Source organism: Janibacter sp. LM, from assembly GCF_039631275.1.
Classification (GTDB): domain Bacteria; phylum Actinomycetota; class Actinomycetes; order Actinomycetales; family Dermatophilaceae; genus Janibacter; species Janibacter terrae.
Window position 1 is genome coordinate 140,808 of sequence record NZ_JBDIVG010000018.1, and the last position, 16,305, is coordinate 157,112.

16 protein-coding genes are annotated in these 16,305 nt (G+C 72.9%); 11 read left to right on the forward strand and 5 right to left on the reverse strand.

The genetic code is table 11. From position 1 onward, the window contains the following. Position 1 precedes the first annotated feature (1 nt). Together efeB and ABC138_RS11285 are read left to right on the forward strand one after the other, a co-directional pair. Entirely contained in the window at positions 2-1,276 is a 1,275-nt protein-coding gene (gene efeB, locus ABC138_RS11280; protein ID WP_345913729.1) for an iron uptake transporter deferrochelatase/peroxidase subunit, read from the forward strand. Positions 1,277-1,373: 97 nt separating this feature from the next. Further along, on the forward strand, positions 1,374-1,946 hold the full coding sequence (locus tag ABC138_RS11285) for a hypothetical protein (protein ID WP_345913730.1): 573 nt from the start codon (positions 1,374-1,376) through the stop codon (positions 1,944-1,946). 36 nt (positions 1,947-1,982) lie between these two features. Here the strand turns inward: ABC138_RS11285 and trmB are convergent, their stop codons facing one another. The 4 genes from trmB to ABC138_RS11305 all read right to left on the reverse strand — a co-directional run bounded on the left by trmB (position 1,983) and on the right by ABC138_RS11305 (position 5,074). After that, complete coding sequence (gene trmB, locus ABC138_RS11290) at positions 1,983-2,702, reverse strand: tRNA (guanosine(46)-N7)-methyltransferase TrmB (RefSeq protein ID WP_345913731.1); 720 nt, start codon at positions 2,700-2,702, stop codon at positions 1,983-1,985. 58 nt (positions 2,703-2,760) lie between these two features. Further along, positions 2,761-3,840: a PP2C family protein-serine/threonine phosphatase gene (locus ABC138_RS11295; RefSeq protein ID WP_345913732.1), complete on the reverse strand. Its 1,080-nt coding sequence runs from the start codon at positions 3,838-3,840 to the stop codon at positions 2,761-2,763. Between the two features lie 137 nt (positions 3,841-3,977). Beyond that, positions 3,978-4,457, reverse strand: coding sequence for a ribose-5-phosphate isomerase (locus ABC138_RS11300; RefSeq protein WP_345913733.1), 480 nt, complete (start codon positions 4,455-4,457; stop codon positions 3,978-3,980). Between the two features lie 11 nt (positions 4,458-4,468). Beyond that, positions 4,469-5,074: a DsbA family protein gene (locus ABC138_RS11305; RefSeq protein ID WP_068322676.1), complete on the reverse strand. Its 606-nt coding sequence runs from the start codon at positions 5,072-5,074 to the stop codon at positions 4,469-4,471. A 72-nt stretch (positions 5,075-5,146) separates the two neighbouring features. On the opposite strand from ABC138_RS11305, the gene pepN reads away from it, so the two are divergent. Genes pepN through ABC138_RS11335 form a run of 6 tightly spaced genes read left to right on the forward strand, consistent with a single transcriptional unit; the run spans position 5,147 to position 12,120 of the window. Beyond that, positions 5,147-7,699: an aminopeptidase N gene (gene pepN / locus ABC138_RS11310; protein ID WP_345913734.1), complete on the forward strand. Its 2,553-nt coding sequence runs from the start codon at positions 5,147-5,149 to the stop codon at positions 7,697-7,699. Then, positions 7,696-8,613 (forward strand): mechanosensitive ion channel family protein, encoded by a 918-nt coding sequence (locus tag ABC138_RS11315; RefSeq protein ID WP_068322671.1) that lies wholly within the window; start codon positions 7,696-7,698, stop codon positions 8,611-8,613. Before pepN ends, ABC138_RS11315 begins: the two co-directional genes overlap by 4 nt. Positions 8,614-8,626: 13 nt before the next feature. Continuing rightward, positions 8,627-9,031 carry a globin gene (locus tag ABC138_RS11320; protein WP_068423285.1) on the forward strand — a complete coding sequence of 135 codons (405 nt, stop codon included), beginning with the start codon at positions 8,627-8,629 and terminating at the stop codon, positions 9,029-9,031. 38 nt (positions 9,032-9,069) lie between these two features. Beyond that, a complete protein-coding gene (locus tag ABC138_RS11325; protein WP_345913740.1) occupies positions 9,070-10,743 on the forward strand; it encodes a glycoside hydrolase family 13 protein in 1,674 nt (557 codons plus the stop codon). 1 nt (position 10,744) lies between these two features. Continuing rightward, a complete protein-coding gene (locus tag ABC138_RS11330; protein WP_068423283.1) occupies positions 10,745-11,296 on the forward strand; it encodes a dienelactone hydrolase family protein in 552 nt (183 codons plus the stop codon). 29 nt (positions 11,297-11,325) lie between these two features. Then, positions 11,326-12,120 (forward strand): glycerophosphodiester phosphodiesterase, encoded by a 795-nt coding sequence (locus ABC138_RS11335; protein WP_345913735.1) that lies wholly within the window; start codon positions 11,326-11,328, stop codon positions 12,118-12,120. 7 nt (positions 12,121-12,127) lie between these two features. On the opposite strand, the gene ABC138_RS11340 is transcribed toward ABC138_RS11335, so the two are convergent. Beyond that, positions 12,128-12,793 (reverse strand): response regulator transcription factor, encoded by a 666-nt coding sequence (locus tag ABC138_RS11340; RefSeq protein WP_345913736.1) that lies wholly within the window; start codon positions 12,791-12,793, stop codon positions 12,128-12,130. 116 nt (positions 12,794-12,909) lie between these two features. Here ABC138_RS11340 and ABC138_RS11345 point away from each other — a divergent pair, with 116 nt between their 5' ends. From ABC138_RS11345 to ABC138_RS11355, 3 genes are all read left to right on the forward strand, one after another. Continuing rightward, positions 12,910-13,392 carry a hypothetical protein gene (locus ABC138_RS11345; protein WP_068322657.1) on the forward strand — a complete coding sequence of 161 codons (483 nt, stop codon included), beginning with the start codon at positions 12,910-12,912 and terminating at the stop codon, positions 13,390-13,392. Further along, the gene (locus ABC138_RS11350; protein WP_345913737.1) at positions 13,389-15,371 is read left to right on the forward strand and encodes a sensor histidine kinase; all 1,983 of its coding nucleotides are present in this window, start codon (positions 13,389-13,391) and stop codon (positions 15,369-15,371) included. Before ABC138_RS11345 ends, ABC138_RS11350 begins: the two co-directional genes overlap by 4 nt. A gap of 130 nt (positions 15,372-15,501) precedes the next feature. Beyond that, entirely contained in the window at positions 15,502-16,119 is a 618-nt protein-coding gene (locus tag ABC138_RS11355) for a hypothetical protein (RefSeq protein WP_338537835.1), read from the forward strand. The last annotated feature ends 186 nt before the right edge of the window (positions 16,120-16,305 follow it).

A 16,305-nucleotide genomic window follows, 5' to 3' on the forward strand; every position in this document is an offset into this window, starting at 1 on the left:
GATGGGCGAGGAGCAGCAGCACCGCCCGCCCTCCCGCCGCGCGATGCTCGGCACCGGCGCGGTCGCGGCCGCCGCGGGTGTCGTCGGGGGCTTCGGCGCGGGCCGGGCCACGGCCGCGGAGCCGACGAAGGGGGCGAGCGAGTCCCCCTTCGCCCTGCGGGGGAGGCACCAGCCCGGCATCACGACACCGGTGCAGGACCGTCTGCACTTCGCCGCCTTCGACATCACGACGACCTCGCGCGCACGCCTGGTCTCGCTCCTCAAGGAGTGGACCGAGGCCGCCGAGCGGATGATGGCCGGTGGCCCCGCGGGACCGGTCGGGCCCGTCGAGGGTGACTACCGGCTCCCGCCGGACGACACGGGCGAGGCGATCGGGCTGCCGCCCGCACGCCTGAGCATCACCTTCGGGTTCGGGCCGGGGCTCTTCGTCGACGAGGACGGCGCGGACCGCTTCGGCCTGGCCGACCGGCGACCCGCGTCGCTCGAGCCCCTGCCCCACTTCCCCGGCGACGTCCTCGACCCGGCGCGCAGCAACGGCGACCTGTGCATCCAGGCCTGCGCCGACGACCCGCAGGTCGCGGTCCACGCGATCCGCAACCTGGCCCGCGTCGGGTTCGGCACGGTGGCAGTCCGTTGGTCGCAGCTGGGCTTCGGCCGCACGTCGAGCACGACGAGCGGGCAGGAGACCCCGCGCAACCTCTTCGGCTTCAAGGACGGGACCAAGAACGTCCTCGCCGACGAGGGCGCCGCCCTCCAGGAGCACGTGTGGGTCCAGCCCGAGGACGACGGCGGGGACTGGCTCGCCGGTGGCTCCTACCTCGTCGTGCGTCGGATCAACATGACGATCGAGACGTGGGACCGTCAGGGCCTCGGCGACCAGGAGGGGATCATCGGGCGCACCAAGGCCAGCGGGGCGCCGCTCTCCGGCGGCACCGAGCACGACGACCCCGACTTCACCCTGCCCGGTCGCGGCGGGCCGCTCGTGCCGAAGGACTCCCACGTCGCCGTCGTCCACCCGAGCCACAACGACGGGGCTCGCCTGCTGCGGCGCGGTTACAACTTCGTCGACGGGTCCACCGACCTCGGCTCGCTCGACGCCGGGCTGTTCTTCCTCGCCTACGTGCGTGACCCCGCGACGCAGTTCGTCCCCATGCAGACCGCCATGGCCAAGCACGACGCGATGATGGAGTACCTGAGGTTCACCGGCTCCGCGCTCTTCGCCGTCCCGCCCGGCGCCGGCCCCGGCCAGTACGTCGGACAAGATCTCCTCGACTGAGCGCAACCGCACGCCCCCTCCGCGCGTCTGGCCCCACGTGAGGTGATCCACGTCGCATCGAGCGGGTGCGAGCCCGCCTACCGGAGGAGAAGGCGTCATGCACGTGCGCAAGATCATCGGACGGGCCGGCATCGGGTCCGTCGCCGCGGCGGGAGCCCTCTTGCTCGCGGCCCCCGCCGCGACCCCCGCGGCCAGTTCCCCCTACTGCGGCATCCGGTGGGGATCCACGGCGAAGGTCAGCGGCTGGGGCCACAGCCTCGGCACGCTCGACGACGTGCGCTCCGGTCGGCACACCTGCTACGACCGGCTCGTCATCGACATCGACCGCCCGCGGCACGACCTGGCCTACGACGTGCGCTACGTCAGCGCCGTCCGCGAGGACGGCAGCGGCCGGCTCGTCCCGCTCCGCGGCGGCGCGGACCTGCAGATCGTCGTGCGGACCCCCGCCTACGACGAGGACGGCCGGAGCACCTACCGCCCGGCCAACCGCCGGGAGCTGGTCGACACCTCGGGGTACCGGACCTTCCGCCAGGTGGCCTGGGCCGGCAGCTTCGAGGGTCAGTCGACGATCGGTCTGGGGACCCGGGCCAGGCTGCCCGTACGCGCCTTCGCGCTCGACGGGCCGGGCGCCGACGCCCGTCTGGTGATCGACGTCGCGCACCGGTGGTGACGCGGAGCGCCGGTCGGGAGGTGGGCGGGCTGCGGGTCAGGCGCTCGCCGTGACCCGGAACTCGTGGATCTCCCGGCCGGCCGCCGTGCCCTTGTCCTCGAAGCCGGCGGTCGGGCGCCAGGCCGGGCGCTCCCCTTCGACCACCGAGACGCCCGGGTGCCGCGCGAGCTGGTCGCGCACGTGCTCGGCGTAGCCGGCGTGGTCGGTCGCGACGAGCAGGTGGCCGCCGGGTCGCAGCCGCTCCAGGACCATGTCGATCGTGTCCTGCTGCACGAAGCGCCGCTTCGCGTGGCGGGCCTTCGGCCAGGGGTCGGGGAAGAAGAGGTGCACGGCCTCGAGCTGGTCGGGGCCGACGCACTGCAGGAGGTACTCGATCGCGTCCCCGCGGAAGGTGCGCAGGTTGCCCAGGCCCTCGCGCTCGGCCTTGTCCATCATCGCTGCGACGCCGGGCACGTGGACCTCGGCCGCGATGACCCCGTGTTCGGGGTGCTCCCGCGCGTACGCGACGGCGGACTCGCCGTAGCCGGAGCCGATCTCGAGGACGACCGGGACGTCACGGCCGAAGACCGCCACCGGGTCGAGCGGCATCGTGGGGACGGCGTAGCGCGGCAGGAGCCGCTCCATCAGCCCTTCGACGCGCGGCGACATCCGCCACCGGGGGGTGAAGGTGCGCACCGTCGCCCGGTGACGGCCGTCCGCGGCGAGCGGGGTGTCGGTCAGGGGCTGCTTGTGCGGGTCGGGCTCGGAGGAGGTCACGGCCGCAAGGATACGAGCCGTCGGGCCACGCCCAGGTGGCGCAGGCCCGCCCCGGCAGTCAGTCCCGCCAGATGAGCACGGCCGCGCGGTCGTCCTCGAGACCCGCCCGGCCCTGCTTGACGAGTCGCTGCGCCAGGCCGGAGAAGCCCTGCGAGAGATGGGCCTCGGCCTGGCCGAGCATCCAGTCGATGCCGTCGTCGAGGTCGCGGGCACGGGACTCGATGATCCCGTCGGTGTACACGAGCAAGGCGTCGCCGCGCTGGAGGACCGTGCGCGAGGACGGGTACTCGGCGCCGGGCTGGAGGCCGAGGGCCGGGCCGCGCGCCTCGTCGAGGGGGCGCCAGCGACCGCACCCGGCGTCGTAGTGCATGGCCGGCGGGTGGCCGGCGGACGCGACGTTCGCTTCGCCGGTGACCATGTCGAGGTGGACGTGCACCGCGGTGGCGAAGCCCTCGTCCCAGTCCTCGCGCTCGAGGAAGTCGTTGGCCATGGGCAGCACCCGCTGGGGCGCGGCCGAGCCGAGCACGCCGCCGAGGGCGCCGGCGAGCACGAGCGCCCGGGTACCCGCGCCCTGCCCCTTGCCGCTGACGTCGACGAGGACCATCTCGAGGCTCTCGCCGCAACGGCTGACCGAGGAGACGTTGAAGTCGCCCGCGAAGGCGTGGTCGTGCGCCGTCGCGAAGGAGCGCTCGGCGTGCCAGCCGCAGGGCAGCTCACGGATCTCCCCCATGCCGTGCAGGCGGCTGCGCAGGTCGCCGAGCATGCGGTCACCAGCGAAGGTCGCCGCCCCGTGGTGGGACCGGGAGGCGGCGAGCACGTACATCAGGGCGAGCGAGACGAGGAAGGGCAGCTGCCGGGCCAGGCCCTCGCCCGCGATCACGGTCGCCCACAGGGCGTACGCCAGGACGACGACGAAGACGAGCTGGACCTCGCGGATCGTGCACAGGGCCGTCGCGAGGAGCACGGGTGGCAGCAGCGTGACGAGCGGGATCGCCCACAGCTCGTGCGCCACGACGATCGCGAAGACGCTGCACAGGATGACGGTGAGCAGGTGCGCACGGTCGAGGGAGGGCGCGACCCGCGGCAACCAGTGACGCTCGGTCCACGCGGGGAACCGGTTGGGCAGGATGGCTGACAAGCTGTGCTTCTCCCCCGGTCGGGCTGCACGGCCACCTCATGAGGCCGTGTCCGCACCATAAGCACCAAGTTACCCGCGTGTGAAGTGTTGTGACCGATCGGATACCAACCACGCGCCCCGCGAGGAGCGTTGTGGTGCTAGGTGATCGGTCCCGGCAGGGGCGGCAGGGTCCCGTCGGCCTCGAAGGCGCTCACCATGTCGATGCGGCGCTGGTGGCGCTCCTCACCGGTGAACTCGGTGGCCAGGAAGACGCGCACCATCTCCTTGGACTCCTCGACGGACTGCATGCGCCCGCCCATCGAGATGACCTGGGCGTCGTTGTGCTCGCGGGCGAGCCGGGCCAGCTCCGCGTCGTAGCACAGGGCCGCCCGGATGCCGGCGACCTTGTTGGCCGCCATCTGCTCCCCGTTGCCGGAGCCGCCGAGGACGATCCCGCGGCTGCCCGGGTCGGCCGCCACGGCCTGCGCGGTGCGGATGACGAAGACCGGGTAGTCGTCGACGGCGTCGTACTCGAAGGGCCCGTGGTCGGTGACCTCGTGGCCCTCGTCCGCGAGGAAGGTCAGCAGCTCCTGGTGGAGCTCGAAGGCGGCATGGTCACCGCCGATGTGGACGCGCACGTCAGTGCCTCTCAGTCGAAGATGGGGTCGCGGGTACGGGAACGCTTGAGCTCGAAGAAGCCGTCCGTGCCGGCGACGAGCACGCAGCCGTCGAAGAGGCGGCCGGCGGCCTCGCCCTTCGGGGCCGGGGAGACGACGGGGCCGAAGAAGGCGACGCCCTCGACCGAGATCACCGGGGTACCCACGTCGTCGCCGACGAGGTCGATGGCGCGGTCGTGGCTCTCACGAAGGAAGGCGTCGTGCTCGTCGGTGTCGGCGGCCTCGATGAGCTCGGCGGGCAGCCCGACCTCGGCGAGACCGGCGGCGGTGGCGACGCGGTAGTCCTGCTCACCACCGAGGTGGATCGCGGTGCCGATCGCGTCGTAGAGCGGCTTGGTCACCTCGTCACCGTGCGCCTTGCGCGCCGCGGCGATGACCCGGACCGGCGCCCAGCCCCGGTCCATCATCTCCCGGTACTCCTCGGGCAGGTCACGGCCCTCGTTGAGGACCGACAGGCTCATCTGCGACCAGGTGACCTCGATGTCGCGCACCTGCTCGACCTCCATGAGCCACCGGCTCGTCATCCAGGCCCAGGGGCACAGCGGGTCGAACCACATCTCAACGGGCGTCGTCGTCATGCGCCCATCGTCTCAGACCCGTCCGGGTGCTGTGACAGCATGAGGAAAACGTCCGATGCGAAGGAGCCACACGTGCCCGGCAAGAACCTCACCCGTGAGGAGGCCGCCGAGAGGGCGGCCGTCGTCACCGTCGACAGCCACGAGATCACGCTGGACCTGACGACGTCGGAGACGACCTTCGCCACGACGAGCACCATCCGCTTCAGCGCGAAGGGGGGCGCCTCCACCTTCGTCGACTTCATCGGTGAGTCGGTGGAGTCCGTGGAGCTCAACGGCGTGCAGCTGGACGCCACCGACCTCTTCGCGGACCACCGCATCCGCCTCGACGACCTCGCCGAGGACAACGTCGTGACGATCCGTGCGACGGGTCGGTACATGCACACCGGCGAGGGCCTGCACCGCTTCGTCGACCCGGTCGACGGCGAGGTCTACCTGTACACGCAGTTCGAGGTCCCGGACAGCCGCCGGATGTACCCCGTCTTCGAGCAGCCCGACCTCAAGGCGAGCTTCACCCTGACCGTCACCGCCCCCGCGCACTGGCAGGTCATCGGCAACTCCCCCACCCCCGAGCCGACGCCGGTCCGTGACGGCGTGGCGACGTGGGCCTTCGCCCCGACCGAGCGGATGAGCAGCTACATCACCGCCCTCGTCGCCGGCCCCTACGACGTCGTGCGGGACTCCCTGACGTCGCGGGACAAGGAGGTGCCGCTGGGCATCTTCTGCCGCAAGTCCCTCACGCAGTACCTCGACGCCGACAACCTCTTCGCGCTGACCAAGGCGGGCTTCGCCTTCTTCGAGGAGGAGTTCGACCGCGCGTACCCCTTCACCAAGTACGACCAGGTCTTCACGCCGGAGTACAACATGGGCGCGATGGAGAACGCGGGCTGCGTGACCTTCCACGAGATGTACGTCTTCCGCTCCAAGGTGCCCGACGCGCTCGTCGAGCGCCGCGCCCTCACCGTCCTCCACGAGCTGGCCCACATGTGGTTCGGCAACCTCGTGACGATGAAGTGGTGGAACGACCTGTGGCTCAACGAGTCCTTCGCCGAGTGGGCCTCGACGACCTGCCAGGCCGAGGCCACCGGGTGGACCGACGCGTGGACGACCTTCTGCACCCACGAGAAGGCCTGGGCCTACCGCCAGGACCAGCTGAGCTCGACCCACCCGATCGTCGCGCCGATCCGCGACCTCGCCGACGTCGAGGTCAACTTCGACGGCATCACGTACGCGAAGGGGGCCTCCGTCCTCAAGCAGCTCGTCGCCTACGTCGGCCGCGAGCCCTTCCGCGACGGCCTGCGCGCGTACTTCGCCAAGCACGCGTGGGGCAACACCACGCTCGACGACCTGCTCGACGAGCTCGAGGCGACGTCGGGCCGTGACCTGCGCGCCTGGTCGAGGCTCTGGCTGGAGACCGCCGGGGTCAACACCCTGCGGCCGCTCGTCGAGGTCGACGACCGCGGGCACTACGTCGACGCCGTCATCGAGCAGACCTTCGCCGAGGGCTTCGAGACCCTGCGCCCGCACCGTCTCGCCGTGGGTGTCTACGACCTCGTCGACGGCACGCTGCAGCGCCGCGAGCGCATCGAGGTCGACGTCGAGGGCGAGCGCACCCCGCTGCCCCAGCTCGTCGGCCAGCGCCAGCCCGACCTGCTGCTCGTCAACGACGACGACCTGGCCTACGCCAAGCTGCGCCTCGACGAGCGTTCCCTCGCCACGCTGCTCGCGCACCCGACGGCCTTCACCGAGTCGCTCCCGGCGTCGCTGGCCCTGGCCTCGGCATGGGACATGACCCGCGACGGCGAGATGGCGGCGCGCTCCTACGTCGAGCTCGTCCTGCCGGTCCTCGACGGGCTCACCGACTCGGTCCTGCTGCGTGCGCTCATCGGCCAGGTCACGACGGCGGTCCTCACGTACAGCGCACCGGAGCACCGCGAGCAGGTGCGCGCGCAGGTCGTCGCCCACCTCGCCGAGCTGGCGCGCCGGGCCGCGCCCGGCAGCGACGCCCAGCTGCAGCTCGTCACGGGGCACTGCGGCCTGCTCGCACCCGGTGACGACACCGCCTTCGTCGCAGGGCTGCTCGACGGCAGCACGACCCTCGAGGGCCTGGCCGTCGACACGGACATGCGGTGGACCCTGCTCACCGGCCTCGCCGCGGCCGGTGCCGCCGACGCCGACGCGATCGCCACGGAGGCGAAGGGGGACAACACGGCCACCGGTCGTGAGCGCGCCGCCCGCGCCGCCGCGAGCATCCCCACGGCGCAGGCCAAGGAGGCCGCGTGGCAGGCGGGCGTCGTCGCGACCGACACCCCCAACTCGGTCGTCGACGCGCACGCGCTCGGGTTCGGCCGGACCACCGACCCGGCGCTGCTCACCCCCTTCGTCCAGCGCTACCACGACGTCCTCGAGGACGTGTGGTCCACGCGCACGCACGCCATCGCCGAGGGCATCGTCATCGGCTTCTACCCGATGGCGCTGGCCGGGCCGGAGCTGCTCGCGACGACCCAGGCCTGGCTCGACGAGCACGCGTCGGCACCGGCGGGCCTGCGGCGCACCGTCGCCGAGAGCCGCGACGCCGTGGCGCGTGCAGTCGCTGCCCAGGAGCGTGACGCAGACTCGGCCCGATGATCGACCTCACCCAGATCCTCGCGCTCGACCTGACGTGGGAGTCCACGCTGGACTGGCTCCTCGGCGCCCCGCTGAAGATCGTCGTCACCCTCGTGGTGGCCGTCCTCGCGCGCTGGCTCGCCCACCGGGCCATCACCCGGGCCGTCGCCGCCTCGATCGCGCGCAGCGAGGCGACCCGCGCCAGGCGCGAGCGGCGCGGCACCGGCCGCGAGGCGACGACCGCCCGCGAGCGCTACCGCCAGCGGACGCTGACGATGGGCTCGCTGCTGAGGTCCATCGCGACCTTCGCCATCGGCGTCATCACGGTGCTCACGGTCCTGTCGCTGTGCGGGATCCCGCTCGCCCCGCTGCTCGCCTCCGCCGGCGTCGGCGGGGTCGCGCTCGGGTTCGGCGCGCAGGCCCTCGTCAAGGACTTCCTCTCCGGCATCTTCATGATCCTCGAGGACCAGTACGGCGTCGGCGACCTCATCGACACCGGTGAGGCCGTCGGCACCGTCGAGGAAGTCACGCTGCGGGTCACCCGGCTGCGCGACCACGACGGGGTCGTCTGGTACGTGCGCAACGGCGAGATCATCCGGATCGGCAACCGCAGCCAGGGCTGGTCGACGGTGCTCGTCGACATCCCCTTCAGCTACCGGGAGGACGTCGAGCGCGTCATCGGGATCATCCGCGACGAGGTCGGCCGCATCGACGACGAGCCGCACTGGCGCGAGGTGCTGCGCGAGGAGCTGCAGGTGCTCGGGGTCGAGTCGATCACCGGCGGCACCGTGACCGTCCGCATCCTCGCCCGCTGCGCGCCCGACGAGAACTGGGGCATCCAGCGCGAGATCCGCCGCAGGGTCAAGGAGGCCTTCGACCGCGAGGGCATCGCCGGGCCGCCGATCCCCACCGTGGGTGGGCAGCACCAGATCTGAGAGGCTGGACCCCATGTTCGCCCAGCCCGGAGACAGCTTCTACGAGCAGGTCGGGGGGCACGAGACCTTCGTGCGCCTCGTGCACGCCTTCTACCAGGGGGTGGCCGGGGACGAGACGCTCCGCGCCCTCTACCCCGAGGAGGACCTCGGTCCGGCGGAGGTGCGGCTGCGGATGTTCCTCGAGCAGTACTTCGGCGGCCCGGGCACCTACAGCCAGGAGCGAGGCCACCCGCGTCTGCGGATGCGTCACGTCAACTACGCGGTGACCCCGGACCAGCGCGAGCGGTGGATGCGCCACATGATGGCGGCCATGGACACCCTCGACCTGCCCGAGGCCCACGACGCCGCGATGCGTGACTACTTCGTGCGTGCGGCGGACATGCTCGTCAACGCCGACGACGACGGGAACCGCCTGTGAACGACCCCTCCACGAAGGCCGGGGGCACCCCCTTCGCCCTGCACGAGATCCACGCCGCCGACCCCGCGGGCTCCCCGTGGTGGCGCGACGCCGTGATCTACCAGATCTACCCGCGGTCCTGGGCCGACGGCGACGGGGACGGCGTCGGCGACCTGCCCGGCATCGCCTCGCGCCTGGAGCACCTGCGCGACCTCGGCGTCGACGCGGTGTGGCTCTCCCCCTTCTACCGCTCCCCGCAGCGCGACGCCGGCTACGACGTCGCCGACCACCGGGACGTCGACCCGCTCTTCGGCACCCTCGACGACGCGGACGCCATGATCGCGCGCGCCCACGAGCTCGGGCTGCGCGTCGTCGTCGACCTCGTGCCCAACCACACCTCCAGCGACCACGCGTGGTTCCGGGAGGCGCTGGCCGCCGGCCCGGGCAGCCCCGAGCGCGCACGCTACGTCTTCCGTGACGGGCTCGGCGAGGACGGGTCGCTCCCGCCGACGAACTGGCTGGCCAACTTCGGCGGTGGGGCCTGGACGCGGGTGCTCGAGGCCGACGGCACGCCCGGCCAGTGGTACCTGCACCTCTTCGACCCGAGCCAACCGGACCTGGACTGGACCAACCCGCAGGTGCGCGCCGACTTCGAGACGACGCTGCGCTTCTGGCTCGACCGCGGCGTCGACGGGTTCCGCGTCGACGTCGCCCACGGGCTCGTCAAGGACCCGACCTTCCCGCCCTTCGGCAAGCACCCGGGCGGGCTCATGGAGGTCACCCACGAGGCGCCGTACTGGGACCAGGACGGCGTCCACGAGATCTACCGCTCCTGGCGCGCGCACCTCGACTCCTACGGCGCACCCGAGCGGATCCTGTGCGCCGAGGCGTGGGTCGCGCCCGCCGACAGGCTGGCGCGGTACGTGCGCCCCGACGAGATGCACCAGGCCTTCAACTTCGACTTCCTCGAGACGCAGTGGCATGCGGGGGCGCTGCGTGACGCGGTGCGGCGCTCGCTCGCGGCCAACGACTCGGTCGGCGCGCCGTCGACGTGGGTCCTCAGCAACCACGACGTGCTGCGGCACGCGAGCCGGTTCGGCCTGGCGGTCGGGCAGCCGCGACCCAACGGCATCGGCGCGGCCGACCCGCAACCCGACGCTGAGCTGGGCGTGCGCCGCGCCCGAGCCGCGACGGCCCTCATGCTCGCGCTGCCCGGGGGCGCCTACGTCTACCAGGGCGAGGAGCTCGGCCTGCCGGAGCACACGAGCCTGCCCGACGAGGTCCGCCAGGACCCGACCTTCGCCCGTACGGGCGGGGTCGAGCTCGGACGGGACGGCTGCCGCGTCCCGATGCCGTGGACGAAGGGGGCCCCGGCCCTCGGGTTCAACGACACCGGCGCGTCGTGGCTGCCCCAGCCCGCCTCGTACTCCGAGCTCGCCGTGGACGCCCAGACCGGGGTCGCCGGGTCCACCCTCGAGCTCTACCGCACCCTGCTGGCGCTGCGCCGCGACCGCCGCCTCGGGCTCGGCGGGCTGGCCGAGGTCGAGGGCCTGCCAGAGGAGGTCCTCGGCTACGTCTCGACCGCGCCCGACGGGACCCGCACGCTCGTGCTCGTGAACCTCTCGGGTGCGCCCGTGGACCTGCCCGACGGCGCCGAGGTGCTGGTCTCCTCCGCCGACCTGGGCGACACCCGGGTGCCGGGTGACGTCACGGTGTGGGCCTCCCTTCGCTGAGATGGCCACGATCCTGCTGATGCACTCGGCGCTCGGGCTGCGCCCGGGGGTCCACGCCTTCGCCGACCTGCTGCGCGAGCGGGGTCACGAGGTGGAGGTGCCGGACTACTACGAGGGTCACGTCTTCGACGGCGAGCGCGAGGGCATCGCGCACCGCGACGCCCACCCCGAGTACTTCGAGACGGTGCGCGAGCTCGTCGCGTCCCTGCCGCCCGAGACGGTGCTCGCCGGGTTCTCGCTCGGTGCGTGGTTCGCGCAGCGGCTGGCCGCGCGACGACCGCTGGCCCGCGCGGCGGTGCTCCTCCACTCCGTCGCCGCCCCGCGGCACGCGTGGTCGGGCGTGCCCGTCCAGGTGCACCGGTACGCCGACGACCCGTGGATCGCGCCGACCGACGTGACCGCCCTCGGCGCGGCGGTCGAGGCGAGCGGGGCCCCCTTCGAGGACCACGTGGCACCCGGCCGCGGCCACCTCTTCACCGACCCGGACCTGCCGGGGTACGACGCGGCGCTCACCGCGGCGACGGTCGAGAGGGTCGACGGCTTCATCCGCTGAACGCAGGGTGACGGCGCTAGCGTGGTCGGGTGAGACCCGCCTCGGACTTCGCCTACTTCGGCGACGCGCCCCCCATCGCCCTCGCCCACCGCGGCGGGTCGACCTACGGCCCCAACGTCGGCCGGGAGAACACGGTCACCGCCTTCCGTCACGCCGTCGACATCGGGTACCGCTACCTCGAGACCGACGTGCACGCGACGTCCGACGGCCAGCTCGTGGCCTTCCACGACGACGTCCTCGACCGGGTGACCGATGCGCAGGGCGCCATCGCGCAGCTGCCGTGGTCGGAGGTCTCGACGGCGCGCATCCGCGGTGTCGACGCCGTCCCGACGATGGACGAGCTCTTCGAGACCTTCCCGGGCACCCGGTTCAACATCGACATCAAGTCGCACGAGGCGATCGAGCCCCTCGTCGAGGTGATCCGCCGTCACGACGCCATCGAGCGGGTGTGCATCGGTTCCTTCAGCGACGAGCGGCTGCGGGCGGTGCGCCGGGCGCTCGGCCCGGACCTCGCGACCTCGGCCGGGCCCCGTGACGTGGCCGCCACCCGGCTCCTCCCCCGCGTGCTGCGGCGCCTGCTGCGCTCGCCCTCCCAGGCCCTGCAGATCCCGCTCAGCCAGCGGGTCGGGCCGGTCCCCGTCGCCCTGGCCACCCGACGGCTCGTCGCCGCGGCCCACGCCCTCGGCAAGCACGTGCACGTGTGGACCATCGACGACGCCGACGAGATGCACCGCCTGCTCGACCTCGGCGTCGACGGCATCGTCACCGACCGGATCGACACCCTGCGCGACGTGCTCGCGGAGCGGGGCCACCCCCTGCTGTGAGGTCCCGTCAGTTGACGAGCCCCGTCTCGCGGGCCAGCAGGGCGAGCTGCACCCGGTCGGCGGCCCCGGTCCTGGACAGGACGGACGAGACCTGGTTGCGCACCGTCTTGTCCGCCAACGACATCCGCCGCGCGATCTCGGCGTTGGAGCGGCCGGCGGCGACGAGCCGGACGAGCTGCAGCTCCCGCGGGGACAACCGGGCGAAGGGGGCGGGCACTCCCCCCTTCGTCCCCTCGCCGAGCAGCTCGCCGCTCCCGACGTCCGGCCCCAGGACGAGTCCGCCGTCGGCCACGGTCCGCAGGGCGCCGAGAAGGACGTCGGGCGCGGTCTCCTTGAGTACATAGCCGGACGCACCGGCACCCAGTGCGGCGCGGGCGCTGTCCCCCGAGGAGGTCATCGTCAGGACGAGGACCCGCAGGTCGGGCAGGAGCGCACGCAGGCGTCGCGTCAGGTCGATGCCGTCGCCGTCGGGGAGGCCGAGGTCGACGACGGCGAGGCTGGGAGCGTGCTGGCCGGCGACGTCGAGCGCCGAGACGACGCTCTCGGCCTCGACCGTGCGCGCCACCCAGGGCAGCCCGGCGAGGAGCGCGGTCAAGCCGTTGCGGACGACCGGGTGGTCGTCGACGACGAGCACGACGTGCCCCGCCGTCGTCCCCTCGCCCGGACTGGTCATGGAGGCAGCCTAGGACCCGGGAGCTCTACCCAGCAGCGGGATTCGGGGCCATACTGACCAGACCGGGGGGACCATTCTTCGTCCACCCCATCGCTTCCCAGCCGGAGACGATCACGATGGCCGTTCACGCGCTTGCCCCGGACTCGCTGGTCCTCGCGATCTCCACCGACGACAGCTGGCTGTACGTCGGCACGGTGACCGAGGTCATCGACCACGGGGGGAGGCACCGCACGACCGGTCACGCGCTCGGCGACGCGCCCCGCGACGACCCTCGGGCCCTCGACTTCTACGACGCAGCCGGCCACCAGCTCCAGCCGCTCCTCGACGAGACGCTCGAGGTCCACGGGTTCGCCACCGCCGACGGACAGGCCTCGCCCGTGGAGGTGCGGCACCGCATCGACCGGGTCCTCGCGTCGGCCAGCGCCCACCTGGCCGCGCACCCCCCGAGCAGCAGCACCCACTACCCGGTCGGCACCGTCGTCCCCGAGGTCGGCGGCGAGCTGCCAGAGGTCCTGGCCCAGCTGCACCGGCTGGAGCACCCGCCCGCCAACGCTCACAGCCGGGGGTGGTTCCACAACCTCCTGCACGCGATGGGATGACGCCCGGGGCCGGCACGGTGACCGTCCGCCGGCGCGCCGGTGAGGCTGCGCTCGGCGGGACCGTGGCGGCCGTCCTCGTCCTGCTCGCTCTCGCGGGGCTGCTCACCTCGGACGGGGCCGACACACCGTCGTCGGTGGCCACGCTCACCCTGGCGGCCGGCTTCCTCCCCCTCGGCATCTTCGTCCTCGGTGCCCGGCCCGGCCACCTCGTCGGCCGGGTCGTCCTGGCCATCGGCCTCGTCGCACTCGCCGCCGTCGCGGCCGCGGGGTGGGCCCACCACGTGGTCGCGAGCTGGGCCACCCAGTGGCTGTGGTGGCCACCTCTGGCGCTCATCCCGCTCGCCCTCCTGGCCTTCCCCGGAGGACACCTCCCCACCGGGTCGCGACGGTGGGTGGCGTGGCTGCTGGTGCTCACCACGGCCGTGAGCACGACGACGCTCGCGACGGCCGCCCTCGGCGCCCCTCGCACGCTCCTCACCTCGGCCCAGGCCGCCCCCGTGGCGGCCCGCCCCTGGGTGGTCGCCACCGTCGCCGGCGCCGTGGTCGTCATCCTGCTGACGGTGCTCGTCGTCATCGACATGGTCGCTCGCGCCCGGGCCGACGACGCCGAAGGGTCCGTGCGCAGCCAGATCCTGTGCCTGCTACCTGCCGGGCTGCTGCTCGTCGCTGGCACCGCCCTCGACGCCGGCGGCATGAGCTACTCGCTCGTGCCGGCTGCCCTGGCACTGCCCCTCGGCATGGGTCTGGCGATCCTGCGGTACGGGGTCGACGACCTCGACCTCGTGGTCAACCGCACCCTCGTCTGGCTGGTCATGAGCGGTGCGGTCCTCGTGGCCTTCGCGCTCACGATCGCGGTGACGAGCAGCACCGTCCTGGGTGAGCGGCCCTTCCTCGCCTCCGCGATCGGCACCGGCATCATCGCCGCCGGGTTCGACCCGTTGCGACGCGTGGTGCAGCGGGCTCTGGACCGCTTGCTCTTCGGCGACCGCGACCGACCGCACCAGGTCGTGGGCAACCTGGGCCGGCGGATGCACCAGGCCAGCGACCCGGGAGGCATGCTCACGGAGTTCGTCGAGACCCTGACCGACGCGCTGCGCGTCCCGTACGCGCGCATCCTCGTCACGACCCGCGGTGCCGAGCCGCTCGTCGTGGCGGAGTCCGGCCGTCCGCAGCCCGGGACGCAGGCCTTCCCGCTGGTCGCCCACGGTGACCACGTCGGCACGCTCGAGGTCGCGCCCCGCCGCGCGGGCGGGGCCTTCACCCCGGCCGAGGAGGCCCTGCTGACGCAGGTCGCCACCCAGGCCGCCATCGCTGCCGAGGCGCACCGTCTGACGCTGCAGCTCCAGCGGGCCCGGACCGTCCTCGTGCGCGCCAGGGAAGAGGAGCGGCTGCGGCTGCGTCACGACCTGCACGACGGTCTCGGGCCCGCGCTCGCGGGGACCCGCATGCAGCTGACGGCCGCCCGGGGACGACTCGCGGGCAGCGCCGCACCGGAGGACCCTGCCGTCGGCCTGCTGCTCGCGAACGCCCTCGAGGTCCTCGCCGACTGCACGGCAGAGGTGCGTCGCGTCGTCGACGGCCTGCGACCGCCCGCGCTCGACCGGGGCCTGGGGACGGCCCTCGCGCAACGCGTCGACGTCCTGCTCCCGGATCACCGCACGACGGTGCAGGTCCCCACGGACCTGCCGGACCTGCCACCGGCCGTCGAGGTGGCCGCGTACCGGATCGCCACCGAGGCGATGACCAACGTCGTCCGGCACGCCCACGCCCGCAGCTGCCGCGTGGACGTGTGCGCGCAGGACGACTGGTTGCACGTCACCGTGACCGACGACGGGGTCGGCGGCGTGCGTCCCAGGGACGGTGGGGTCGGGCTCCAGTCGATGGCCAACCGGGCCGAGGAGCTCGGAGGTACCTGCCGAGTGCTCGACGCGGACCCGGGGACGCGGGTCGAGGTGCGGATCCCACTCGCACCGAGCTGACCCCCTTCGCGCGTCCCGGGACATCGTCCCGTCGGCGGCAGGCGCCTGTCCCTTACCGGCGGGACGCCCGCGGACCCACTCTCGTCATGCAGGCCCCGCCACCCAGAGGGCCACGACGAAGGAGATCACGATGACCACCACGACCCGCACCTCGACCACCCCCCGCCTCGGCACGCGCATGGTCGCCGCTCTCGGCACCGCCGCCAGCGTCGTCGCGCTCGGCGCCGCCACCGCCGCCCCGGTCTCGGCCCGACCGGCCGGGACCAGCTCCGCCGGCTCGTCCGCGTCCACGACGAGCGACTGGTGCAACCGCGACCTCGGGGCCGGCAGCGTGTCCTTCAGCAAGCGCAGCTGGCCGCTCACCGGAGGGCTGCACATGGACACCTACAACGGCACGGTGAGCCGCAGCCAGGGCCTGGTGTCGGGCACGACCCACCTCTACAACAGCTACTGGGGCATGGGGTACACCGGCTCGACGATGGTCGTGCTCCGCAACTCCTGCGGCGAGGTCATCGGGGTCACCCCGCCCGCGCGCTGGGGGGTCGACGCCAAGACGTGGTTCTGGAACGGCAACGAGCGCTACGAGTACCACGGGCAGCCCATCAGCAGCACGATCACCAGAAGGGTCGCGTCGGCCGAGGTGATCCACAACCGGGTCACCGGCACGGACTACAAGGCGCGGTACAACACCATCCGCGACCTCGCGTGCCAGGTCTTCGAACCGGCCTGCATCCTCCCCCGCCTCTGACGACCAGGACCAGGCCGCCCGAGGGCGCGTGACAGGTCACGTCGTGCAGCAAGATCGCGATCTTGCTGCACGACGTGACCTGTCACGCGCCCTCGGGCGGCCTGGTCCTGGTCGTCAGAGGCGGGGGAGGATGCAGGCCGGTTCGAAGACCTGGCACGCGAGGTCGCGGATGGTGTTGTACCGCGC

Coding starts and splice junctions, on each gene's coding strand:
- efeB (WP_345913729.1), top strand. CDS start 2: ATGGGCGAGGAGCAGCAGCACCGCCCGCCCTCCCGCCGCGCGATGCTC.
- ABC138_RS11285 (WP_345913730.1), top strand. CDS start 1,374: ATGCACGTGCGCAAGATCATCGGACGGGCCGGCATCGGGTCCGTCGCC.
- ABC138_RS11305 (WP_068322676.1), bottom strand. CDS start 5,074: ATGACGACGACGCCCGTTGAGATGTGGTTCGACCCGCTGTGCCCCTGG.
- ABC138_RS11315 (WP_068322671.1), top strand. CDS start 7,696: ATGATCGACCTCACCCAGATCCTCGCGCTCGACCTGACGTGGGAGTCC.
- ABC138_RS11320 (WP_068423285.1), top strand. CDS start 8,627: ATGTTCGCCCAGCCCGGAGACAGCTTCTACGAGCAGGTCGGGGGGCAC.
- ABC138_RS11330 (WP_068423283.1), top strand. CDS start 10,745: ATGGCCACGATCCTGCTGATGCACTCGGCGCTCGGGCTGCGCCCGGGG.
- ABC138_RS11340 (WP_345913736.1), bottom strand. CDS start 12,793: ATGACCAGTCCGGGCGAGGGGACGACGGCGGGGCACGTCGTGCTCGTC.
- ABC138_RS11345 (WP_068322657.1), top strand. CDS start 12,910: ATGGCCGTTCACGCGCTTGCCCCGGACTCGCTGGTCCTCGCGATCTCC.
- ABC138_RS11350 (WP_345913737.1), top strand. CDS start 13,389: ATGACGCCCGGGGCCGGCACGGTGACCGTCCGCCGGCGCGCCGGTGAG.
- ABC138_RS11355 (WP_338537835.1), top strand. CDS start 15,502: ATGACCACCACGACCCGCACCTCGACCACCCCCCGCCTCGGCACGCGC.